The organism is Moraxella sp. TY6 (assembly GCF_048551375.1).
Taxonomy (GTDB): Bacteria; Pseudomonadota; Gammaproteobacteria; order Pseudomonadales; family Moraxellaceae; genus Faucicola.
Genome location: NZ_JBLYZJ010000014.1, coordinates 1 through 24,788, shown reverse-complemented (window position 1 = coordinate 24,788; position 24,788 = coordinate 1). Strand labels below are relative to the sequence as shown.

The 24,788-nt window shown below is 43.5% G+C and carries 19 protein-coding genes; 14 read left to right on the top strand and 5 right to left on the bottom strand.

What is annotated here, in order from left to right; genetic code table 11:
- Positions 1-353 precede the first annotated feature (353 nt).
- The 4 genes from ACK1U4_RS09940 to ACK1U4_RS09925 all read left to right on the top strand — a co-directional run bounded on the left by ACK1U4_RS09940 (position 354) and on the right by ACK1U4_RS09925 (position 6,420).
- Positions 354-3,275, top strand: a complete 2,922-nt coding sequence (locus ACK1U4_RS09940) for a valine--tRNA ligase (RefSeq protein WP_419401464.1) — start codon at positions 354-356, stop codon at positions 3,273-3,275.
- 208 nt (positions 3,276-3,483) lie between these two features.
- A complete protein-coding gene (locus ACK1U4_RS09935; protein WP_419401465.1) occupies positions 3,484-4,743 on the top strand; it encodes a hypothetical protein in 1,260 nt (419 codons plus the stop codon).
- 3 nt (positions 4,744-4,746) lie between these two features.
- Positions 4,747-5,616 (top strand): hypothetical protein, encoded by an 870-nt coding sequence (locus ACK1U4_RS09930; RefSeq protein WP_419401466.1) that lies wholly within the window; start codon positions 4,747-4,749, stop codon positions 5,614-5,616.
- A 231-nt stretch (positions 5,617-5,847) separates the two neighbouring features.
- Positions 5,848-6,420, top strand: a complete 573-nt coding sequence (locus ACK1U4_RS09925; protein ID WP_419401467.1) for a YceI family protein — start codon at positions 5,848-5,850, stop codon at positions 6,418-6,420.
- Between the two features lie 51 nt (positions 6,421-6,471).
- On the opposite strand, the gene ACK1U4_RS09920 is transcribed toward ACK1U4_RS09925, so the two are convergent.
- The 3 genes from ACK1U4_RS09920 to polA form a co-directional block, all read right to left on the bottom strand.
- Positions 6,472-6,867, bottom strand: coding sequence for a type II toxin-antitoxin system VapC family toxin (locus ACK1U4_RS09920; protein WP_419401468.1), 396 nt, complete (start codon positions 6,865-6,867; stop codon positions 6,472-6,474).
- Positions 6,864-7,121 (bottom strand): hypothetical protein, encoded by a 258-nt coding sequence (locus ACK1U4_RS09915; RefSeq protein ID WP_419401469.1) that lies wholly within the window; start codon positions 7,119-7,121, stop codon positions 6,864-6,866. The genes ACK1U4_RS09920 and ACK1U4_RS09915 overlap by 4 nt, the downstream gene beginning before the upstream one ends.
- 87 nt (positions 7,122-7,208) lie before the next feature.
- The gene (polA, locus tag ACK1U4_RS09910; RefSeq protein WP_419401470.1) at positions 7,209-10,103 is read right to left on the bottom strand and encodes a DNA polymerase I; all 2,895 of its coding nucleotides are present in this window, start codon (positions 10,101-10,103) and stop codon (positions 7,209-7,211) included.
- Between the two features lie 330 nt (positions 10,104-10,433).
- Here polA and ACK1U4_RS09905 point away from each other — a divergent pair, with 330 nt between their 5' ends.
- Both ACK1U4_RS09905 and ACK1U4_RS09900 read left to right on the top strand, forming a co-directional pair.
- A complete protein-coding gene (locus ACK1U4_RS09905) occupies positions 10,434-11,423 on the top strand; it encodes a hypothetical protein (RefSeq protein ID WP_419401471.1) in 990 nt (329 codons plus the stop codon).
- Between the two features lie 65 nt (positions 11,424-11,488).
- Positions 11,489-12,214, top strand: a complete 726-nt coding sequence (locus tag ACK1U4_RS09900) for a DUF4850 domain-containing protein (protein ID WP_419401472.1) — start codon at positions 11,489-11,491, stop codon at positions 12,212-12,214.
- A gap of 70 nt (positions 12,215-12,284) precedes the next feature.
- On the opposite strand, the gene ACK1U4_RS09895 is transcribed toward ACK1U4_RS09900, so the two are convergent.
- Entirely contained in the window at positions 12,285-13,493 is a 1,209-nt protein-coding gene (locus ACK1U4_RS09895) for a PilT/PilU family type 4a pilus ATPase (protein WP_419401473.1), read from the bottom strand.
- A gap of 216 nt (positions 13,494-13,709) precedes the next feature.
- Complete coding sequence (gene ampD / locus ACK1U4_RS09890) at positions 13,710-14,288, bottom strand: 1,6-anhydro-N-acetylmuramyl-L-alanine amidase AmpD (protein ID WP_419401474.1); 579 nt, start codon at positions 14,286-14,288, stop codon at positions 13,710-13,712.
- Positions 14,289-14,430: 142 nt separating this feature from the next.
- Here ampD and ACK1U4_RS09885 point away from each other — a divergent pair, with 142 nt between their 5' ends.
- The 8 genes from ACK1U4_RS09885 (at position 14,431) to ACK1U4_RS09850 (ending at position 24,624) form a co-directional block, all read left to right on the top strand.
- A complete protein-coding gene (locus ACK1U4_RS09885; RefSeq protein WP_419401475.1) occupies positions 14,431-17,619 on the top strand; it encodes a DUF2339 domain-containing protein in 3,189 nt (1,062 codons plus the stop codon).
- A 235-nt stretch (positions 17,620-17,854) separates the two neighbouring features.
- Complete coding sequence (locus ACK1U4_RS09880; RefSeq protein WP_419401476.1) at positions 17,855-19,414, top strand: DUF3999 family protein; 1,560 nt, start codon at positions 17,855-17,857, stop codon at positions 19,412-19,414.
- Positions 19,415-19,704: 290 nt separating this feature from the next.
- Complete coding sequence (gene nadC / locus ACK1U4_RS09875; RefSeq protein ID WP_419401477.1) at positions 19,705-20,568, top strand: carboxylating nicotinate-nucleotide diphosphorylase; 864 nt, start codon at positions 19,705-19,707, stop codon at positions 20,566-20,568.
- On the top strand, positions 20,565-21,404 hold the full coding sequence (locus ACK1U4_RS09870; RefSeq protein ID WP_419401478.1) for an NAD-dependent epimerase/dehydratase family protein: 840 nt from the start codon (positions 20,565-20,567) through the stop codon (positions 21,402-21,404). Before nadC ends, ACK1U4_RS09870 begins: the two co-directional genes overlap by 4 nt.
- Before the next feature lie 315 nt (positions 21,405-21,719).
- Positions 21,720-22,502: a hypothetical protein gene (locus ACK1U4_RS09865; protein WP_419401479.1), complete on the top strand. Its 783-nt coding sequence runs from the start codon at positions 21,720-21,722 to the stop codon at positions 22,500-22,502.
- 24 nt (positions 22,503-22,526) lie between these two features.
- Positions 22,527-23,189, top strand: coding sequence for an orotate phosphoribosyltransferase (gene pyrE, locus ACK1U4_RS09860; RefSeq protein ID WP_419401480.1), 663 nt, complete (start codon positions 22,527-22,529; stop codon positions 23,187-23,189).
- Positions 23,189-24,142: a glutathione synthase gene (gene gshB / locus ACK1U4_RS09855; protein ID WP_419401481.1), complete on the top strand. Its 954-nt coding sequence runs from the start codon at positions 23,189-23,191 to the stop codon at positions 24,140-24,142. The genes pyrE and gshB overlap by 1 nt, the downstream gene beginning before the upstream one ends.
- Before the next feature lie 11 nt (positions 24,143-24,153).
- Positions 24,154-24,624 (top strand): RidA family protein, encoded by a 471-nt coding sequence (locus tag ACK1U4_RS09850; RefSeq protein ID WP_419401482.1) that lies wholly within the window; start codon positions 24,154-24,156, stop codon positions 24,622-24,624.
- Positions 24,625-24,788: the final 164 nt, after the last annotated feature.

The following is a 24,788-nucleotide window of genomic DNA, read 5'->3' as shown; positions in this document are numbered from 1 at the left end:
AGAGCTAATCGACATTGCCGAATTGGATTATCCACAAAAAATTCAACAGCTTCAATATCTCGTTGGGTTGGGTTAAAATAGCCGTTACCCACACCCTTAATGTTAAAATATCGTAGCAAATAGTCCCCACAATACCCTCAAATTACGGTAAAATCGTTCAACTAACCTTTTAATTTTCTATTTTTACCAAACCTACTAAATATCGCATTGTAGGTGAGAAGCACTGCTTCGCAAGGCATAAGCCCAATATTGAGAATCTCAAAATAGGGCGTAAGCATTACGCCCCTACGAATTGAAATTTTGGGTTTGGTATTACTTTACCCCTTTTTTATTTTTGCAAAAGTTGAACCCTTATGACGACACAAAACCCCATTTCCCAAGCCCTAAAATCTCTCGAAAACGCCTACAATCCCAGCGATGTCGAAAACGGACTATACCAAAACTGGGAAACCCAAGGCTACTTCAAACCCGACTACCGCAAAGCAAATCCCTTTGCCATCGCCTTGCCACCGCCCAATGTCACAGGCAGTCTGCACATGGGTCACGGCTTTAACAACACCATCATGGACACCCTCACTCGCTACCACCGCATGATAGGCGACAACACCCTGTGGCAACCGGGGACAGACCACGCAGGGATTGCCACGCAAATGGTCGTTGAACGTCAGTTGAACGCCAAAGGAATCAAACGCCATGATTTAGGGCGTGAAAAATTCCTCGAAAAAGTCTGGGAATGGAAAGCCGAGAGCGGTGGCAATATCACTCGCCAAATCCGCCGTTTGGGTAGTTCGGTCGATTGGAGTCGTGAACGCTTTACCATGGATGACGGCTTGTCAAATGCGGTCAAAGAAGTGTTTGTCCGCCTACATGAAGACGGCTTGATTTATCGAGGCAAACGCCTTGTGAACTGGGATATCAAGCTCGAAACCGCCCTGTCTGACCTCGAAGTTGAAAACCATGACGAACAAGGCTCATTGTGGCATTTCCGCTATTATTTTACCGATAAAACTTTGACCACCAATGACGGCAAAAACTATGTTGTGGTGGCGACCACTCGCCCAGAAACCTTGCTCGGTGATACCGCCGTTGCGGTCAATCCCAAAGACGAACGCTACAGCCATTTGATTGGTAAAACCGTGACCTTGCCATTGACAGGGCGTGTCGTGCCGATTGTGGCGGATGATTATGTCGAGCAGGAATTTGGTACAGGCGTGGTCAAAATCACCCCAGCCCATGACTTTAACGACTATGAATTGGGTAAACGCCACAATTTACCGATGATTAATATTTTTGATAAAAATGCCAATGTGTTGCCGTTTTTACAAATTTATACCGACCTACAGCAACGTGACCCCCATACCGAAGCCACGCCAAGCGAGTATGTCGGTTTGGCACGTTTTGACGCTCGTAAAAAACTGGTCGCTCAAGCAGAAAGCGAAGAGTGGCTAGAAAAAATCGAACCCTATGCCCTTAAAGCCCCACGAGGCGACCGTTCTGGCGAAATCGTTGAGCCGTACCTCACCGACCAATGGTATGTGGCGATTGAAAAATTGGCAAAACCTGCCATCGATGCGGTGGAAGACGGTCGCATTGAGTTTGTCCCTGCTCAATACAAAAATATGTATATGTCGTGGATGCGTGATATCCAAGACTGGTGTATCAGCCGTCAGCTATGGTGGGGACACCGTATCCCTGCGTGGTATGACAACGAGGGCAATATCTATGTCGCTCGCAATGAAGCCGAAGTCCGCCAAAAATACGCCTTGTCCGATGCGGTCGAACTTCGCCAAGATGAAGACGTTTTGGATACTTGGTTTAGCTCGGGTCTGTGGACGTTTAGCACCCTTGATTGGGGCGATAGCCAAAGTGACGGCAAAGCCCTTGCCACCTTCCACCCCACCAGCGTGTTGGTGACTGGCTTTGACATTATTTTCTTTTGGGTCGCTCGTATGATTATGCTGACCATGCACTTGGTCAAAAATGCGGACGGCACGCCTCAAGTCCCGTTCAAAACCGTGTATGTACATGGCTTGGTGCGTGACGGTCAAGGGCAAAAAATGTCAAAATCTAAAGGCAATGTACTTGACCCGATTGACTTGATTGACGGTATCGACCTTGAAACCTTGGTCGCCAAACGCACCACAGGGCTGATGAACCCCAAAGATGCCCCCAAAATCGAAAAAGCCACTCGCAAAGAATTTCCAGAGGGGATTCAAGGCTTTGGAACGGATGCGTTACGCTTTACCTTTGCCTCGCTTGCCAGTACAGGGCGTGATATCAACTTTGATATCAAACGTATGGAAGGCAACCGCAACTTTGTCAATAAAATTTGGAATGCCACTCGCTTTGTGTTGATGAACTGCGTGGATAAGGAACAAAACGCCCTAACCATCGACAAAACCGCCAAAATCGAGCTATGGGAATTGCCAGAACGCTGGATTATGAGCCGATTAAACTCGACCATTAACAGCATTCACGACCACATGAGCCAGTACCGTTTTGACCTTGTCGCCCAAGCCATCTATGAATTTGTGTGGAATGAATACTGCGACTGGTATGTCGAACTTGCCAAAGCCAGCCTCAATGACGACAGTGTCAGCGATGAGCGTAAAGCCCAACTTCGCTATGTGCTACTGCATTGCCTTGAAGTCGCCCTACGCTTTAGCCATCCTATCATGCCGTATGTGACCGAGAGCATTTGGCAGACCATCGCCCCATTGCTTGACCGTAAGACTGCCGATAGCATTATGATTGCCGACTATCCACGAGCCGAAACCGACCATATCAACCAACAAGCCGAGCAGGATATGGCGTGGCTACAAGAGCTGATTGGGGCGGTGCGAAACATTCGTGGCGAGATGAAACTGGGTAATGCGGTGAAATTGCCGTTGCTACTGCAAGGGGTGAGCGAGGGCGAAAAAGACCGTCTAAGCCGTATCGAAAATCAGTTTAAAGCCCTTGCCAAAGTCGAGAGCGTGACCATCGTGGGTGAGGCGGATGAAGTGCCGTTATCGTCATCGAGTATGGTGGGTGGTGTGAAGGTGCTTGTGCCGATGAAGGGTTTGATTGACCCAACGGCGGAGTTGGCTCGTTTGGGTAAAAATGTGGAGAAACTGCAAGGGCAGGTGGATAGTTTGGCGAAGAAGTTGTCGAATGAGGCGTTTGTGAGTAAAGCCCCTGCCAATGTGGTGGACGCTGAAAAGGCGAAATTGGCGGAAATGGAGAATCAACTGGGGGAAATGAATAAACAAATTGAGCAGTTGAAAGGTTTGTAATAGTTACCCGACTCTCAACTCTTTTTTCTAAACCATTGAAAATACTCAATGCAAAGATTTAATAAAATTTTCTATGCAATATTGAGTTTATTAAAATCAATAAGTTATAAAGAGTTGAGAGTGAGGTAATAGTTATAATTTTATTTATTTTTCACTCACGAAAAACTTTGTCGGTTTTGCGTAAGTCTTATTATTAAAAAGTGAATATATGAAACAGGTAAAGTCAAACGCAGGTACTTTTACAGACAACATGAAATTGCCAATCCATCGTTGGTTTAGGTATTCTGCGGGCTTTTCGGCTGATTGGGTAACAAAGGAGTTATTTGATTTAAAGCAGAAAGCTAACGATGAAATTGTATTAATAGAACCTTTTGCTGGCTCAGGAACAAGTAACTTAGTAGCTGACAGCTTAGGTATTTATTCGTATGGATTTGAAGGACACCCATTTATTGCAGAGATAGCGAATGCCAAAAAATTATGGCATTTATCTGAAAGTCTGGTATTAGATAGTGGAAATCAAGTTCTTGCAATAGCCAAATTAGATAGTAATTTTTATAGTTTACCTCAAGAAGAAAATTTATTGTCTAAATGTTTTACAGACATGAATTTTAATAAGTTAATGGCTTTAAGAAATGCTTATGAGAAATTCTTTTTTTCTGAAAAAGTTGGGTTAATTTTAAAATTAATTATAACCTCTATTCTTAGACCATGTAGTCATGTGGGGACTGCTCAGTGGCAGTACGTATTACCGAATAAAAGTAAGTCAAATGTTCTAGACCCATTTGAAGCTTTTGAAAATAAGCTGTTTCAGATTGTTAATGACATGAAGTTCGCAAAGGACAACAACTGGAAAAATTTGTCAAATGTAGATTTTTATGATTATAGAAATCCAAAATTATTAGACAAAATGGCAAATTGTGTAATTACCTCTCCACCTTATCCTAATAATTATGACTATGCTGATGCTACTCGCTTAGAAATGATGTTTTGGGAGGAAATTACAGGTTGGGGTGATTTGAAAAATGTAGTACGTCCAACATTGATTCGCTCTTGTTCTCAACATTCTGCCTCAGATAAAGTCATGCTAGAAGAAATTATTGATTCATCAAACTTGAAGCCTATTAGAGATGAGATTTTTTCGGTAACTAATGAACTTGGTGAGATTAGAAAAACTAAAGGTGGGAAAAAAACCTATCATACAATGGTTGGAGCCTATTTTTATGATATGTCAAAAATTTTCGCCAATTTGCGTGATAATTTGAAAGAAAATTCTATAATGACTTTTGTTATTGGTGATTCTGCTCCTTACGGAGTCTATGTACCTGCTGATAAATGGCTAGGAGAACTGGCTATTGCCAATGGGTTTGATGATTATTCATTTGAAAAATTAAGAGACAGAAATATAAAATGGGACAATAGAACTCACAAGGTACCTTTAAAAGAAGGCTTGTTAAGGATTAGAGGTTAAAATATGGCAGTTTCAGATTCTCACAGACTGGGTCAATTAATTGGTGTAATGCTTGAAAAAGCAATACAACCTAAACTTAGAGAAATATTACCAGATAACAGTTTTTATCTTGATACGGTGAATACTGATAGAAATGTAAGGGGCAAAAAGAGAAAGGTTAGTTGGGTAGATTATCAAGGAAATAAGCATGATTTGGATTTTGTTATTGAAAAAAATGGAACACTTGAAAATTATGGTACCCCTAAGGCATTCATTGAATGTGCATGGAGAAGATATACAAAACACTCTAAAAATAAAGTGCAAGAAATACAGGGAGCAATACTCCCATTAGCAAAAACTTATCATAATGAGAACCCTTTTTTAGGTGCTATCTTAGCTGGAGACTTTACTGAGCCTTCTTTAAAACAACTTACTAGTAGTGGTTTTAAGGTGCTGTATATTTCTTACAATGAAATAGTTGATGCTTACCTTTCTATAGGACTGGATATTTCATTTGATGAAAATACTAATTTGGAAGATTTGAAAATAAAAGCTGATAATCTTTCAAATCTAAATGGTAATCAACTAAATTTAGTTATTGGAAAATTATATAGCCTAATTGAAGCTAAACTTGCTACTTTTCTAAATAACTTAAAAATATCTTTAAATAGATTTTTAAAAAGAATATTAATTCAGCCAACCTATGCAAGTATTATAGATTTCACTAGTATTGAGGAAGCAAAGAACTACTTGGTCAAGTATAAGTATGATGTGGCTCCAAATAATCTAACTTTTGAAGGTTTGTTTATGTATATTGAGTATAGTAATGGAGATAATTTAAAAGCAGAGTTTAGAGAGCCAACTGATGCTTTAAATTTTTTAGAAAATATATAAGGCTTCTAGAGCAAGAGAAGTTTTTATCATTTTGAATGTGGAAAATCGCCAATACTCATTATAAGTACTAGGGATATTGGCAAAAATACTACATGGTATTTACCTTTATCACAAACCCCTACATAAACATTACACAAAATCACACCAATATTTATTATCATTTAAAACTTAAATATTAACAATTATCATTAAGATTTAATTTACCAACTAATTGATTCACATGGAATTTTTATGAAACACATCGCCCTATCCACCCTAGTCCTATCACTCGCCCTGACAGGCATCACCGCCCACGCTGACACCTACTCCATCGACCCAGCCCACACCAACGCCAACTTTAGCCTTGACCACATGGGAACAACCACCAACCGTGGTAGCTTTAGCGAACTCACAGGCACAGTCGATTTTGACCCAAAAGCCAAAACAGGCTCAGTCGATATCAGCATCCCCATGACTAGCCTACAAACCAACTTCAAACCATTTGCCGAACACCTTAAAGGCAAAGACTTCTTTAACGCCGAACAATACCCAACCGCCCAATTCAAATCAACCAAATGGGTATTCAAAGGCAACAAACCAAGCAAAATCTACGGCAATCTGACCCTACTTGGCAAAACCCAACCAGTCACCTTGACCGCCACCAAATTTAATTGCTACGACAACCCAATCCTAAAAGCCCAATCATGTGGCGGTGACTTTACCACCACCATCGACCGCACCAAATTTGGCATGAACACCTATGCCGATATGAAAAGTATGCGTAACGTTAAAATCGACATCCAAATCGAAGCCTACAAAAAATAATGGCGATATAACCCCAAAAAATAAAAAAGCCACAGTCACTGTGGCTTTTCGTTAGAACCAATCTTCAATTTTTAAACCATTCACCCTACCAAATTCACTGGTATTATGCGTCACTACAATTAAATCATTCGCAACTGCCATACCTGCAATTTGCACATCATAAAATCCTATCGGCTTGCCAATTCGCTCTAAATCTACTCGAATTTGGGCGGTTGCTTGAGCCGATTTTTCATCAAAATCAACCCAATTCACTTGCCGTTTGATATGAGCAAGTTGGGCGATACGTTTTTGTGGGTTGGTCGATTTTAAAATACCCACTTGCAACTCATAATACACCACGCTCGACAACACAATTTCGCTCGGTTGGCAAGCGAGTAAATGCTGTCCGACATTGCCTAACCCTTTGAAATAATAGATAAAGCTATTGGTATCGAGTAAATATTTCATAATGGCTCTCTTGGCGTATCTTGACCTTGCGAATGACGGATTTCTTCCAATGACGGAAAATCCTGCCATGCCCCTGCCAATTCTCGCACTTCAGACGACCATTGAGATTTGACGGTATTGGGTTTATTAAACATTCCCACGCCTTGCTTAATCAGCTTATCAAGCCAAGTCGATGATGAGATGTTTTCGGCTTTGGCTTGGTACAAAACCTGCTCCAATACATCATCATCAAGATTTAACACAATTTGAGCCATATTGTTATCCTTTTTTTGCTTTATGCTGAGTATAACGCACAAATTCGGATTGAGCCAATTTGTTGATACACATGGTTAATTGGCAAATTAGTGAGCCTCATCCCAATTATCGCCGACACCGACTTCTACCAATAACGGCACGGCAAAGTCCACCTCCCAGCCTTTTTGTTTGGCAGTCACCGACAGCACATTTTGCATGGCAGTTTTCACCGCATTGGCAATCTCATCGGCTTTGTCATTGTCCGCCTCAAGCACCAATTCATCATGCACTTGCAACAGCAATTTGGCATTGTCCGCATAGTTTTCTTTTAACACTTTATCGACCGCAATCATTGCTAATTTGATGATATCGGCAGCCGAGCCTTGCAGTGGGGCATTGATGGCGGCACGTTCGGCGGCTTGTTGTACGTTGCGATTGGGGTTTTGCAAATCTGGGGTAAACAACTTGCGACCCAAAATCGTGGTGACATAGCCCTGCTCATGGGCAGTCTTGCGAGTGGATTGCATATAGGCTTTGACATTGGGATAGCGAGCGAAGTACAGCTTGATATAGGCTTGGGCTTGCTCTCGGCTAAAGCCCAACTGCTTGGCAAGTCCAAACTCACTCATGCCATATAACAGCCCAAAGTTAATCGCCTTGGCTTGTCGGCGTTCTTCGCTCGTCACATCGGCAAACGCCTTACCCAAAATCTCACTGGCAGTGGCTCGGTGAATGTCATGCCCCTCGTTAAAGGCGTTTATCAGCACAGGGTCATTGGCAAAGTGAGCCATCAGACGCAGTTCGATTTGCGAATAGTCAGCGGATAAAATCTTGCGTGGCTGTTTGCCGTTTTGGGGAGCGATAAAGGCTTGGCGAATCAGTCGCCCTGTGTCGGTGCGAATCGGAATATTTTGCAAATTCGGCTCGGTCGAAGACAGTCGCCCAGTCGAGGTCAAAGCTTGATGATAACTGGTATGCACACGGTCGTTGCGGTCGGCGACATTGGCAAGGGCATCGGTGTAGGTGCTTTTTAGTTTGGCAAGGCTACGGTATTCAAGCACGGTTTCGACCAGCGGATGGTCGATGGTGGCAAGCACCGCCTCACTGGTAGAATACTGCCCAGTTTTGGTTTTTTTACCGCCTTTTACCCCCAATTTGTCAAATAAAATCTCGCCCAACTGCTTAGGGCTTGCCACGTTAAAGGTTTCGCCTGCTTGCTCAAAAGCGACTTTTTCTAACGCTTGGATTTTCTCGTCAAAACGTGCCGACAATTCGCCCAAAAACGCTTTGTTAATCAAAATTCCCTCATGCTCCATGTCGCAGAGAATTTGGGCGACAGGGATTTCCAGTTCGTGTAAGAGCTTGGCGTTATTGGGTTGGTCTTGGAATTTTTTGCTAAATAATTCAAACAGTTGGTAAGTGATATCGGCATCTTCACAGGCGTAATCACTGGCGATGGTGAGCGGTACTTTGTCAAAGCTGATTTGCTTTGCCCCTTTGCCTGCCACATCTTCAAAGCTGATGGTTTGGGTGTGTAAATAGTGGCGGGCGAGGTCGTCCATACCGTGACGAGTGGCAACAGCGTTAAGGACGTAGCTCCCCAACATCGTATCCATTTGCCAATTTTTTGGTTCGTTTATAAGGTTAATGCCATAATTCGCCAAAATATGAGCGTCATATTTTAAATGCTGTCCGATTTTACCAATATTTGGGTTTTCCAAAATTGGTTTTAATTGGGCTAATACATTGTCACGGTTGAGATTTTCTGCCAGTTTTTCTCCAGTTTCGTCAACATGGGCGACAGGCACATAATATGCCTCATCCGATTTTAGGCAAAACGACAAGCCGACCAGTTCAGCGGTTTGCCAGTTTAAATCGGTGGTTTCGGTATCAAGGACAAAGTAGGGGGCGGTGGTGAGCCTTTTTACCAACTCATTAAAATCATTCTCGGTGGTGACGGTATGCCATTGTTTATTAGCGTTTTTGCTTGAGGTAACAGGCTGATTGGCAGTGTCAAAATTCGCTAACCCAGCGTTTTGAGCATAGTTTTCGTCATTGGCAGAAAAATTCGCCATATTTGCAGGATGGTTGGGGTGATTGAGCGAAGTGAATTCTTTTTTAAATTCCAATTCACCAAAAATCTTGCGTTGAGCCTCGATATTAAAACTTGGGTCAGTCGGCAAGCGTAGGCTTTCCCAGTCTGGCACGATATCAAGGTCGGTGATGATGGTGGCAAGGCGTTTATCCAAGGCAATGCTGTCGTGGCTTTCGGTAAAGGTGGTTTTTTGTTTGCCTTTGAGCTTGTCAATATTCGCCAAAATACCGTCAATGCTGTCGTATTCGGTCAAGAGTTTTTGGGCGGTGACTTTGCCAATCCCTGCTACGCCTTGAATACCATCGGACGCATCGCCCATCAGCGTAAGGTAGTCGATGATTTGGCGAGGTTCAACACCAAATTTGGCTTTTACGCCCTCGATATCGTAGCGTTTGTCATCAAAGCTGTTTTCGACCACCACGCACGGATTGACCAGTTGGCACATATCCTTGTCGCCAGTCGAGATGATGACGTGATGCCCCTCAAGGCAGGCACGGTGGGCGAGTGTGCCGATGATGTCGTCCGCCTCCACGCCCTCAATCGCCAATAACGGAATCCCCAACGCCTGTATCATGGCGTGAATGTAGGGGATTTGCTCGGCAAGTTCGGCAGGCATTTCTGGGCGGTCGCCTTTGTAGATGGGCGAGAGTTCATGGCGAAAGGTGGGGGCTTTGGTGTCAAACGCCACCGCCATGTGGGTGGGTTGGTAGGTTTGCATGAGTTTGTTCAGGGCGTTTAATGTGCCTCGCACGGCGTTGGTGTGCAAGCCTTGGGTGGTCTGCATGGTCAGCGGTAGGGCGTGAAAACTGCGGAACATATAGTATGAGCCGTCCACTAAGATAAAAGGCGGTTGGCTTTGGTCAATGTGGGCGGTGTCGAGTAGGGCGGTGGGGGTTTGGTTTGTCATAATTTTAGCTATTTTAGGTTGAATATTTTGGAAAATTGGTTGATATTATACGTTAAAAGGCGAATCATTTAGGTAAGTTTTATTTAAAAGGAATGATGGGTGAAATTTTATTTTGAGCAATATTATAGCTTGTGTTTTTGGGATTGTTTGGATGATAAAATAGCCTTGTTAAAAATTATCTCAAAACCGCTTTTCGTTGGCAAAAAGGTCGGTAATGCCCGCTATCTTTTGTCGATTGGTTGGGTGTTAAGATGAAAAGTTACATAGCAATGAAAATGAGTAATTAAAAACCATAATCGCTTTTAAAAATCGAATGACGGAACATCAAATATGCTAAAAAAACTTTGTATTATCATGGTATTATTATTGCCAACAACTAGCCAAGCCAAAATAACCGTATCAGCAGATACCAGTTATCTAGCCCCTTATGGCTGTGTTGAAACCCAAACGCTGTGCTTTTTTGAAAATGAGCAGTTTTTAGCCATGCCAATGGGGTTTAGGGGTGATTTTATGCAGTCAGGAAAATTTACCATTAAAGCTATCTCACCGACACAAAGTGATATTCAACTGGCTACCAAATCGCCTTATCAACCATTTGAGCTTTATAGCCGTTATAATCGCACGCTCAAGCAAGGGCAATTTGAATTGACCTTTGACCACGATAATTATGACCGTGATGAGCAAAAAGATTATTATGATACTGTGCAACTGTTTGATAGCAATAATCAGCCTATCAAAAACCTAACCTTTGATAAAAGTGATACGGTATTGCTCAATACCCCCATGTTAAGCAAAGTTGTGTTGACAAAGTATGATAAAACCACGCAACAGCCACGCTATCAACAGCAATTTCAACTGGATGACCAAACCAATGATATAGTGATAAAAAGCACAGAAATAAATGAGATTTATTATGAAAATCGACTCAATCCATTGGTATTGACCTTAACAAAACAAGGCAAACAGGCTTATCTACAAGATAAAACGGGTAAAAAAGTCAAGTTGTTGACACCGCAACAGATGGGTAAGAATCAGTCAATATTTGCACAATTACAAGTTTTTATGAATGAAGTGATTAATAGCGATAATTTTCTGTATAAGAATGATGCAGGTAATATCCATATTTTGCCTGACATCAACGAGTCGGATAATTATGTGTATGATGAAACCACGGACATATACGCTCTCAAAGATGCCACAGAATACCGTAAAAAAGTCACCAATAAATTTGATGATAGTAGCGTTCTAAAGGTCTATGTGGTAAATTCCGCTAGCGAAGAAAACTTATATTCTGATAATCATGCTATCGGCTCAAAGTAGCCCGATAGGCGTACTTACCTACACGTGGTATTGAGATAAGCATTTTTTATAGTAAGGGATACACAATGATTAAAAAAACAATGTTCGCTATAGCACTCAGTCTTTTTGTCATAACAAGCCATGCCGAAACGCACCAGTTTAGCCTAAATTTGCATAAAGAAACCATCGAAATGGGTAAAAAATTACCCAAGCCAAAATCCCTTGGTCAGCTAAAACTTGTTAATGGCTCAATCCCTGCCTATCAAGTGTACTTTGTCGATGGTATTAGTGATAAAGACTACGAAACCATTGCTCCACAAGCCTTGGAAGTTGATAAATCACTGGATAAAAACTTGCAAAATCAACTGGTTGCCTACAGCTTTGATGGTCGTTGGATAGTCCTACCAAAAAACTGGCAATTTATTCAAGCAGGCGTTGGGGCTGACGGAAGCAGAGCCATTGCCTTTGCACCGCCAACAGGACAAAACGGACATTTTACCTACTGGACAAACAACGGTAGTTGCTATGGCTGTGGGCTTTGGGGAGCAAGTTTATTTTTCAAAGAAGCCGATAAACTGGCTCAAAAAGAATATGACAGCCAGCCCCATTTTCGTGACAGTAAACCTGCCTTTACTAGCACCCAAATTCGTCCTCATACCCAAGCCTACCGCACCACGATAAATGGACAAAATATTGATGGGTTGGCATATTTTAATAATGACGGTGATGTTTATACGGAGTTGGTTGAAGTGAGTTTACCAAAAAATCAATCACACCTTGCCACACCGATATTAAATTGGTGGATAAAGTAGCTGAAAAATCAAAAATTAGGTATAAAAAAAGCAGTGGTTATATGACCACTGCCCATTACAACCACAATCATTAAGCGTCTGGCGTAGCTTCTGGTGCTGGCTCATCTTGATGTAACGACAATCCCTCACTCGGAGCAACAGGCTGACCGCCCTCACCACGGCGACTTTTGAGCTTGATTTGCAGACGAAGCTCATTGGCAGAGTCAGCATTGCGGATGGCTTCATCATACGAAATTGCCCCCTCATCATACAAATCAAACAACGCTTGGTCAAAGGTTTGCATCCCCAGCTCACGAGATTTGGTCATCAAGGCTTTTAGCTCGTGCATATTGCCCTTTAAAATAATATCCGCTACCAATGGCGTATTAAGCATAATTTCAACCGCCGCCCTACGCCCTTGCCCATCTTCGGTACGAATCAATCGCTGTGAAATAATGGCTTTCATATTGGACGATAAATCCATCAATAACTGACCTTTACGCTCTTCTGGGAAGAAGTTGATAATACGGTCAAGGGTTTGGTTAGCATTATTAGCATGAAGCGTACCTAAGCACAAATGCCCAGTTTCCGCAAAGGCGATGGCGTGTTCCATGGTTTCAGTGTCACGGATTTCCCCAATCAAAATCACATCAGGGGCTTGGCGTAAGGTGTTTTTGAGGGCATTGTGCCATGAATGGCTATCCACGCCCACTTCACGGTGGGTAATCATGGATTTTTTGTGTTTATGGACGTATTCAACAGGGTCTTCCACTGTGATGATATGCCCTGCAGAGTTTTCATTGCGGTGGTCAATCATCGCCGCCAATGACGTGGATTTACCAGAGCCAGTCCCACCGACCACCAGTACCAAGCCACGTTTTTCCATGATGACATCTTTGAGTTTTTCGGGTAAACGTAACTTTTGGAAATTCGGAATTTCAGCGGTAATGGTACGAATCACCATGCCGACTTGAAGCTGTTGTTGAAACACATTGACACGAAAGCGAGAAACATTGGGAATATTGATGGCAAAGTTACATTCCAAACTGCTTTCAAATTCTTCTCGTTGTCGGTCATTCATCAAGCTATAGGCGAACAATTTGGTTTTTTCGGCAGTCAAAGGTTGCTTGTTAAGCGGTTTCATCATGCCATGATACTTGATACTGGCAGGAAAATCTGCCGAAATAAACAAATCCGACCCACCAATCTCCACGACTTTGGTCAGCATATTAAACATAATACGGCGAGCTTCGATAAGTGATTCTTCTGCAAACGAAATTAGGGATTCTTCTTTTAACATAGTGCCTCTTAATTATAGTGCGTGTAAAATTTAGTGGTTATCATATTTTTAACGTAAAACCTAACTTATTTTATGGTAGGGGCGTATTGAATACGCCCAGCTTGGCGACATTTAGCAATTAATGGCTTTAACTTTACCATAAATATTGATTAGATATAATTTTTTATTAATTTTATTTAAAATTATTTTTAATAAAATATCATAAAACAATTGTCCTTATTTTATCATTGTGCGTAATTTTTGCCAATCAAATCCTAGACCAGGGTCGGTTTTTCTACCACGAGCGATATCGCTATGCCCTGCAAGGTGATTGACGGTTTTGGGATAGGCTTGATAAATCGCCTTAATTATTTGTGCTAACGCCACATATTGACGCTCATCAAAGGCTTGCACATCATCGCCCTCAAGCTCAATGCCAATCGAATAATCATTGCAATTATCCACCCCCAAATAACTCGACTTGCCTGCGTGCCATGCCCGTTTGTCAAAATTCACAAACTGGGTCACTGTGCCATCACGTTCAATCAACAGATGGGCAGACACTTGCTGTTGATAAATGGTTTCAAAATACGGGTGGTCGGCAGGATTAAGGCGATTTTGAAAAAATGCCTTAACGTGATGTTCGCCTTGGGCATTGGTTTTGCCAAAGTCACTGGGGGGCAAGCTGATGTTGTGAATCACAATCAAACGGATGGCATTTGGCTGGTCAAAGGGGGCAGGGCGGTCACCAAAATTGGGGGAAGCGATAAAATCCGCCCCTTGTAATCGCCCTTGAGAAATCTGAAAATTGGACACGGTCAGCCCCTTGTGGGTGGTTGGTGAAATTGAATTGTTAATTTATCACATTCCGTCCTCAAGGTTGAGGGAAAAAACAAAAAACCACCAAGTGTTTAGCAAAAAATGTTATGCTAAAGTAAAAATTATAAACAGGTGTGGTATGGAAAATTGGATAATCCTTGGCTTAATTGTAGCTGTTATCATGGCATTTGTGCGTATCGGTCAGCAACGTGAAGCCACACTGCGACTCGAAAAACGCCTAGAAGCCTTGCAACAGCAATTAGCAGATGTGATGGCGGATGTGTATATCAAACAGAGTCAAGCGACACCGCCATCAGCCACGGTATTATCCGAACAACCCATTTTAACGACATCAGCACTGATTCACCATACGCCTAATCCTGTTGATACGGATTATGAAATTGATACGTTATCAAGCGATACTGCGTCAACCCCAATTTTCACCCCAACAACTTCCGTCCACACACCAAAAGCCCCAGCATTGGCAGTACCATTACCCAAACCCATTTCCCATGAAAAAACTGCTCAAGAAAAAATTTCCCACGAGCCATCAAATACCCCATTAACTGCCCCAATTCTTAACAAAGCCAGTGATAACAGCACCGACAGCGAAGGGGATGAAAACGCCCTTAATGTGGTGACTTCACTGTTCCAAAGTGCCAAACATTGGTTTTTTGGCGAAAATCTGGTGGTGCGAGTGGGGGCGTTGGTGCTATTGGTCGGCGTGGTGCTATTGCTAAAACTGGCGAGCCAATATATCCATGTGTCGATGCCTGTGCGTATGGCTGGCGTGGCGTTTGGGGGCTTGGTGTTGACAGCGATTGGCTACAAGACCACCGCCAAAAAACGCAATTATGGCTTGACCCTACAAGGTGCAGGTTTTGCGGTGATTTATTTGACCGTGTTTACCAGTTTTAAGCTGTATCATTTGTTGCCACCCAGTTTGACATTTGCTTTGTTGGCGGTATTGGCAGGGCTGACGGTGATGTTTTCGGTATGGCAAAACGCCTTGCCGTTGGCGGTGTTGGCGTTGGGTGGGGCGTTTTTTGCCCCCATTTTGGTCAGTCGCCCAGATGGTAGCGTGGTGCTGTTGTTTAGCTATTATTTATTGCTGAATGTGGCGGTGGCGGTGATTGCCCATTATCGCACTTGGAAATTGCTCAATGCGTTAAGTCTTGCAGTGACCTTTGGATTGGCGTATCTGTGGGGCTTTGGGCAATACCATGCGGTGAATAGTCAGGCGGTTGGCGGTGGTTGGCAGTCGGTACGGTGGCAGTTGCTTGGGCTGTTGGTGGCTCATATTGCGTTATATTTGTTTATCAGTGTGCGGTATTCACAGCAAATCGTGGCGTACAATTTAGCCAGTCAAACAGTGACTAATCAATCGTTTATTCAGCAAAAATCGCCGTTAATTTCGCTCGATTCTGGGCTGTTATTTGGTACGGCATTGTTGGGCTTTGGGTTAATCGCCAGTTTGCTCAATGATTTGCCATATCATTTGGCGTTTGCGAGTGGCGGGTTGTCAGCGATTTATTTGGGATTGGGCTATTGGTTGCTGAAACAACACCGAGCCAGTATTGCCCACAACACCATTGCCAGTGCTGATTTTAACCATAGCTATCAGTTGCTGATTGAGGCGACTTTGGCATTGGGTATGGGTTTTTTGGCGTTGGTAATTCCGTTGGCGTTGTCTGGGCAATGGCAAACGATTGGCTGGGCGGTGCAAGGGGTTGGTTTAGTATGGCTTGGCAAGCGGACACAGCGAGGGTGGTCGGTGTGGCTGGGGCTGTTGCTTCAAGCGTTGAGCATTGTGCTGTTGTTGGATTATGCCGATATCATGCAAAACTGGTATGCGTTGCTCGATGGCTTGTCGATTCCGCACCATGATAGCATAGCCCAGTTTAACAAAGCCTTGCCATTGACCGTGTTGGCGGTGGCGATGTTGCTATCGGCAGGGTTATTACGTTATGGTTTTGATTTTGATTTTGACAAAACGAAATCTGAAAGTGATTCAACCGTTGCTTTAGCAAACGATTTGAGCGTTTTACCCCAAAATTCCGAAATTTCCCAAAACTCCCAAGTTGCTCAAAATCCCAAAAAAATATTGTCAAACTTACCTACGCCCATCAGTTATATGACGGTGGTGGTCGGTTTGGTGCTATATATGATGGCGATTGGCTCAAGCGAAAATTTTTGGGGCAGTGGTGGCAGTCAGATAAGTGTCAAATTTGCGGTGGGTTTGGCAGGATTTTTGTTGGTGGGGCAGTGGCTTCATCAGCGGATACAATGGCAAGCCTTACGCCAAATCAGCCGTTTGGTGTTGCCAGTCGCTATGCTGTTATGGGTGTGGGTCTGGGGTGAGTGGTTTGAGGTGGACATTAGCCGTAGCGAAGTGGATTATCATATCACTGCCGTGACTGGGCTTGGCTGGTCGATTTTGGGGATGGTGGGTTGTTTAGCGATTGCCAAGCTGATGGGAATTTGGCTTATCAGCCGATGGCATGGCGAGGGCGTGAGAACCAATGCTGACCAGTTGGTTTGGTTGTTAACCTTGCTAGTTATACTCGCCGTGATGATTGGTAGTTTCCCATTTAGTTATTGGCAACATACTGATGAATTGCAAGCCATCGCCCAAATTTTACCAACGGTTGTCAGTGTTTTGGTGTTGATTGGATTGGTATCGGCATCGGAGCGGTGGGTTAATCGTTTGGACAAATGGCTGTATTGGCTAAACCCAGTTGCCTTGTTAAAAAATAGTGCCTATTTATTAGTGCCGATGACCGCTTTATGGTCGCTGTACGCCAACTATGCGTTAGATGGCAGATTGTTGGGCTTTTATTTCCCTGTGCTAAATCCGCTTGATTTGACCTTGATTGGTATCTTGTTATACCAAAGTTATCTTGCGTTTAAAACCAGTAAAAATAATCAACAATTTATGGTTATCATCGTGGCAAGTTTAGCATTTGTCACGTTAAGCAGTATGTTGGTACGCAGTTTTGCCAGTTTCTTGGGGACACCGATTTGGCAAGACGGGGCTTGGGACGTGAGCGAAATTCAGACAGGTTTAACAATTCTATGGACGATTTTGGCAATGGGGCTGATGTTTTTGGCAACCAAAAAAGCATGGCGAATGGTATGGTTTGCAGGGATTGGTTTGCTAACTTTGGTGGTTGCCAAACTGCTATTGGTGGATATGTCAAACACCAGTGCCATCATGCGAGTGGTATCGTTTATTGGGGCAGGGGGCTTGATGTTGGTGATTGGTTATCTTGCCCCATTACCACCAAAGAATACGATAGAAGTTGACCAAAAATTAGACGATAACTAATGAATAGCACTTTTTAACAAAAATACTATAGCGTAATAAATTTGTAAAAAATGCCAAAAAAATGGCTAAAAACTGGCTTTTTATGTACCTATTCTGTTGGGAGATATGGTAAATTTATGCCAAAAGTTTAGAATGTATCACTGACGCTAAGTCTATTATTTTAATTATAAATTATTTAAAAATCGCCATAATTATTCCATTGTTTTACCCTAAAAATTTGCTATACAAGTGTACCATGAAAAAATCCCAACGTCCCTTGCCATTGTTAGCCGATACCCCTCACTTACCCAAGGTATCAAAGCTGACTAAAATCGGTTTTTTTGTGGTGGGTGTGGGTGTTACAGCCTTATCATGGCAAGTGCAAGCCGAATTACAACCCAGTAGCAAAAGCTTGTCTGGTACTTCCACGGCAAGCAGTCTGATTGCCAGTAGCGATGATTTGCAAACCGACTATGATTTTGAGCAATTGACTCAGCCATTTGGGGCAAATATTGACTTTGCTAGCCCCAATACCCCCACGGCTCAAGCCCCTAGCATGCAACTTATCAAATTTTCTTCGTTATCTCCTGCGATTCTCGCCCTTATCAGTGATAACACCACCACGCCCACCACACAAAATTTACGCATTGTTGACAGTCAAGGGCGTATCATGCCCATTCATCTGCGTCAGCCCCAAAAGCTCACCAGTAGCGAGCATCCTGTGGCGGTGGTCAGTGTCGCCACCGATAACCCAATGGCGATGGCAAAACTGCGTCAAGTGTTACAAATGGAAGTCGAGCAAGCCGAACAAGACAATCCGCAAGCCTCCATTCAAATTAAGCTCAATCAGCTACCCAGCAATCAGCATTCGCTTGATCCTAACAACCAAATTCATACATGGTGGCTTGCCAATCCGCTAAAAGTAGAGCATCCGACCACCGACCCCAATATCAAGCTACAATTACAATTTGGTGACACCAACCCCCAACACCCTCTACAAGTCCAACTGTATGGCAGTGATGACTTGCAAAGTTGGCAAATTTTAGACCAATCCGTGATTAGCCCATTTGAGCAAAAGTCTGCCAATGCCTATAATCTGACACTCAACGCTGACCAAGCCCATTATCGCTATTGGCAAGTCATCACCAATCAGCCTGTTAAACTGAGCCAAGCCACTGTCAAACGTGATAATGTAGAAAATGGCTATTTTTTGACAAGAGCCACGTTTCAACAAGATAAAAGTCAGCCCACCCATTGGCGACTAGCATTACCCCAACCTGCGTTGGTGACTGGGGTGAATTTTTTTGTGCCAGAAAATCAACTATGGCAAGTAACCCTCAACAAACCCAACCAGCAGTCCAATGCCACAGCCTCCACTGACCAACCTGTGACATTGGCAAATGCTCAAGTGACCGCCACCCAAACCGAGCTAAAATGGCAAAACCAACTGGTGCAACAGCTCGAATTGACAGGGCAAATGAGCCAGTCGGAACTGCCTGTCAATTTGCTAACCCCTGTGTATGAGCTGTATTTTTTGGCACAAGGCACAGCCCCTTATCATTTGCTGATTAACGACCGCAAAGCCAATGCCCAACCCAATATCAGCCTGTCAAATGAACAAATCGTCCAATTCACCCAATCCGCCAAAGTCCAAGAAGGACAACTGCAAACACTGACACTACTCACCGACCCAAATAGTCGATTTGAGCAATATAAAAAATGGGCATTGTGGGGCGTGCTATTGTTAATCGTATTGGCGTTGGCTTCGTTGGCTTACCGTTTATATCAACAAATCACTATCAAAAATACCCCATAATCGGTGATAATAGGGGGATTGATTGGACAAAATTGGTAAAGGCTTTCCGTTCGCCTTGAGCTTGTCGAAAGGTCGGAAAACCGTTATGCTTCGACAAGCTCAGCACGAACGGTTTGTTATGCTTAATATTTTGTCTGTTTACTTGCTATAGTGAGTAGGAAATTATAATGAACACCGCTCGCCCTGAGCCTGTCGAAGGGTAGCGGTCGTTATGGTTCGACAAGCTCACCACGAACGACCCTGTTTACTATAATTCAGTTTTAACTATATTCTGCTAAATGGACTTCGCCATGATTGCCACCACCCCAGCCCTTACACCTGCCTTACGCACCGAAATCGCCAAGCAAGTCGCCCTTGCCCTTCAAGAAGACATTGCCACAGGCGACATCAACGCCCAACTGATTCCCAATACCCAAACCGATACCGCTACCATCATCAGCCGTGAGCCGATGGTGATGGCAGGGCAGGCGTGGGTCAATCAAGTATTTGCCATGCTCGACCCCAACATGACGCTTGACTGGACAGTGAATGATGGTGAAAAAGTCGAAGCCAACCAAATCCTTGTCACTTTGACAGGTAATGCCCAAGCCTTACTAACAGGCGAACGCACCGCACTCAACTTTTTACAGACCCTATCCGCTACCGCTACGGTAGTCGCTCATCATGCTCAAGCGATTGCCGATTTGCCGACCAAGCTACTCGACACTCGCAAGACCATCCCCATGCTTCGCTACGCCCAAAAATATGCCGTACTGTGTGGCGGTGGTACGAATCACCGCATTGGCTTGTTTGATGCGTTTTTGATTAAAGAAAATCATATCATGGCGTGTGGCGGTATCGCCCAAGCGGTTGCCAAAGCTCGCACCATCGCTGATAAGCCGATTGAGGTCGAAGTAGAAAACTTTGACGAGCTGAATCAAGCCATCGAAGCCAAAGCCGATATTGTGATGCTCGATAACTTCTCAATCGAAGATACCCAAAAAGCGGTTGAGTTAGTCGCAAGTTTGGGTAAACCATGCAAGCTTGAAGCCTCTGGTGATGTGACTTTGGCAAATCTGCGAGAAGTTGCTTTGACTGGGGTGGACTTTGTGTCGATGGGGGCTTTAACCAAACACATCAAAGCCATTGACCTATCCATGCGGTTTGTGAAATGAGTGGTTTTTTAATTATCGGTTTGGGAAAAATCGGCTTATCGGTTGCCAATACCTTAGCCGAGCAAGGTGAGCAAGTGATTGCTGTCAATCGCTCACCTCGCCCCACCTTAAATCCAAATATAGCTTTGGTACAAAAAGACGCAAGGTTACTGACCATCAATGATTTTGGCTCAAATGCTCAAGCCATTACCCATGCCTGTATTATCGTCAGCCCCACTGAATCCACTGAACAAGGCTACCGTGATAGCTACTTTGCGATTAGTGAAAACTTTGCCAAACTTGCCAATGATTTGCCAAAGTTACAGCGAGTGGTATTTATCTCATCGACTTCGGTGTATGGACAAAATACAGGCGACATCATTGATATTAATACACCATTACAGCCACCGACAGCAAAAACCGCTCAAATGCTACTGCAAACTGAAGGCTTATTACAGCAAAATTTTGGCGATAAATGCACCATCATCCGACCCAGTGGCATTTATGGGAAAGACCGCTTACGCCTTGTCAAAATCAGCGAACAACTGGCAAACAACCAAATCGAGCTACCTGTTAATAGTTGGACGAATCGGATTTTTGATACCGACTTGGTGACTGTGATTGTCAAGGTATTGCAAGCGAATCAGCCGTTACCGCTTTACCTCGCCACAGATTTTGAGCCTGTGCCGATGTTTGAGGTATTGGCATTTTTAGCTAAACAACAAAATTTGATACTGAATTTACCAACGCAGACTGCCAACACAGGCAAGCGTTTGATTAGCAATTTACCGCAAAATTGGCTACACTATCCCAATTATCAGACAGGTTATCAAAAGATTTTGTCGTATTTAACCTGAGTTCGGGTTAAGAAAAATTACAAGCCATTGATATTGCTATCATTTAAATCTCCCCCAACCCCCTCTTTACGAAAGAGGGGGCTATACCCCCCATAACTTAGACTAAAACGGTGGGCAAGTCCCCCTTTGAAAAAGGTGAGGAATATATTCCGCAAGAGGGGGATTATAGGTAAAATGTTAATACTTCTTATCCTGAGTTCAGGTTATTTATAGTTGTTTAAATTTGAAATAAAACCAAATTTGTAGGGGCGTATTGCATACGCCCTTGATAGTGGTTTGGTTTTTAATTGCATTCCTTGTATAAAGGCAATCCCAATGTTGCAAAAACCATTACGCCACCCCAACGTGATGAGCGAAGCCGAACGTCTCGCCTTACCAGACCCTTGCCGTCCGATTGATAAGCCTGTGATACCTGCTGGTAAAACTTTGACCCTACAAAACGACAATACCCCTGCACTTGATAACAACCATCGTTATAACAATAATATTGATAAAAATAACACTTGGGATGCCAATCATCCGACTTTAAATAGCAAACAATGGTCAACTGAGTCCACCCTTCGCCAATTTATCCAATCCCAACAACAACACATTCACCCCCAAGCCTGTGGCTTTTATTTACCATTAGCCTTGCTAAAACATTGGGTCGGCGAAGCAGGATTTGCGATATTGGAGCAAGCCATGAAACGCACCTTAATGCTTGACGACAATCTTATTCATCATCCTACCCATCATCACCTTAACAGCCATCCCACTAGCCCCCCAAATGCCACGAACAGCCCTTTGCCTATCGAACAACGGCTATATTTGATGGGGCAGATGTACCATACCATGCTGTGTGTGTTTTTATTGTGCCAATGCAAATCACGCAAGACCCTCAATCCACAGATTACCTTACAAGACTTGACCAATGCTATTAATGCGTATGTCCAGTCGCACCAACAAGAACTGGCGTTTTTGACTCAGCAACCCTTGATGATTGAGCCAAAGCACGTTGAATTGGCGATTTTGGCACTGGACTGGCACATGAGCAAACAAGCCGATATCGGCAAACGTACCACCAATATCAGTTCGCAAAACCCATTAACAGGGTGTTAATTATTTCATTATTTTGGAGTTTTTATGTCATTCAATCCTCAAGAATTTATTCCACAGCATTTTATTAAGATTGCTTTAGATAACAAGGTGTTACGCTTTGGCGAATTTACCCTAAAATCTGGGCGTGTCAGTCCGTATTTCTTTAATGCAGGGCTATTATCGACTGGCGAATTGCTGTCTTCATTGGCAAATGGCTATGCCGATGCCCTTGCCAAGCAAGCGGACGGTAAGCCGTTGGTGATTTTTGGGGCGGCGTATAAAGGCATTCCGTTTGTGGCGGCGACCGCTCAAGCTTTGTGGACAAATCACGGTATCAATGCCGAATGGGGCTACAACCGCAAAGAAGCCAAAACCCACGGCGAGGGTGGTAACTTGGTCGGTGCGGATTTGGCAGGTAAATCGGTGTGGGTGATTGACGATGTGATGACCGCAGGCACGGCAATGCGTGAAGTGGTAGCGATTTTGGACGGTGTGGGAGCGAGCGTGGCAGGGATTATCGTGGCACTTGACCGTAAGGAAAAAGGGCAGGGCGATAAGTCAGCGATTCAAGAATTGGGTGAAAGTCTGAATGTGCCTGTGCTTGCCTTGGTGACGATGGATGATATTACCGATTATGTGGCGAAACATGGCACAAGCGATGAACTTGCCAAAATGAATGCCTATCGTGAGCAATATGGAGTAAACTAATGAAAAAACTCAACTTTTTAATCGTAATGGACGATATCCGCACGATTAACTACAAAAAAGACACCACCCTTGCCATGCTATGGGCAATCGCCGAGCGAGGACATACTGCTCACTATTGCCAAATTCACGACCTATGGCTTGATAACGGCAAACTACAAATTGATAGCCAATCTGTTACCACGCACCATAATCCAGAACATTTTTATGACTTGGGCGAAAAAGCCACGCAACCAGTGACTGACTTTGATGTTATCCTTATGCGAAAAGACCCACCGTTTGACATGAAATTCTTGTACAGCCTGTATCTGCTCGAATATGCCAAACGTGAGGGCGTACTGGTCGTCAATGACCCTGCCAGCGTGCGTGACTGCAACGAAAAACTATTCGCCACCCAATTTCCGCACCTTATGTCACCCACCATCGTCACCAACAAACAAGCCCATATCCGTGACTTTATCACCACCCATCAAGATGTGATTGTCAAACCGCTAGACGGTATGGGCGGTACAGGGATTTTCCGTTTGACAGCGGATAACCCCAATATTGGCTCAACGCTTGAGATGCTGACCCAACTCGAAACCTTACCGATTATGGCTCAAAAGTTTATCCCTGCTATCAAGGAAGGCGACAAGCGGATTTTGATTGTCGGTGGTAAGCCTGTGGATTATTGCTTGGCTCGTATCCCCAAAGAAGGCGAAACTCGTGGCAACCTTGCCTCTGGCGGGCGTGGTGTGGCGATGCCGTTGTCCGAGCGTGAGCGTGAACTTGCCGAGGCGGTCGCCCCTGTGTTGATGGATAAAGGCTTGTGGTTTGTTGGTTTGGATGTGATTGGTGGGCAGATTACGGAGATTAATGTGACGAGTCCGACCTGCGTGCGTGAGATTGATGACCAGTGTGGTACGCATATTGCGGTAGATTTTGTGGCATTTATTGAACAACAAATTAATAAATAGTAGGTGATATCATGAGCAGGGACGCATTATTAGAACAAACCGCCAGTGAGTTAGGCTATCGTTTTGATGGTACGATTAAAATCGGTGGTAATTACACCCCAATGGTTCAAGATGGCTCGCTGTTGTATATCAGTGGACAGATTCCTCGTGTCGGTGATACCGTGATGGTCGCAGGTAAAGTAGGTCTTGATGTTGATTTGGCACAGGCACAGCTTGCCAGTAAAATCTGTACCATGCGAGCCTTGGCATTGATTAAGCAACAGTTTGGCTCATTGGACAAGATTCAGTCGGTACTAAAAATGAACGTTTATGTGAATTGTTGTGATGACTTTACTCAACAAAGTGAAGTATCGGATGGGGCTTCGGATTTGTTATTTGCCATTTTGGGTGACAGCGGTATTCACAGCCGTACCTCTGTTGGGGTGTATCAATTACCCAAAAATGCCAGTGTTGAGATTGATTTTATTATTAAAATAAAATAAACGATGGTATGTTAATTTTTATATTTTTTAAATTCCCATTTCTGATTTAATTCAAGATAAGTAACTGAACAAATTTAGATTATAATTTGATTTTCCGTGGGTTACGCTTCGCTAACCCACGCTACGAGAATTGAATCTTATACGATAATTCTGTTTCGGTACTT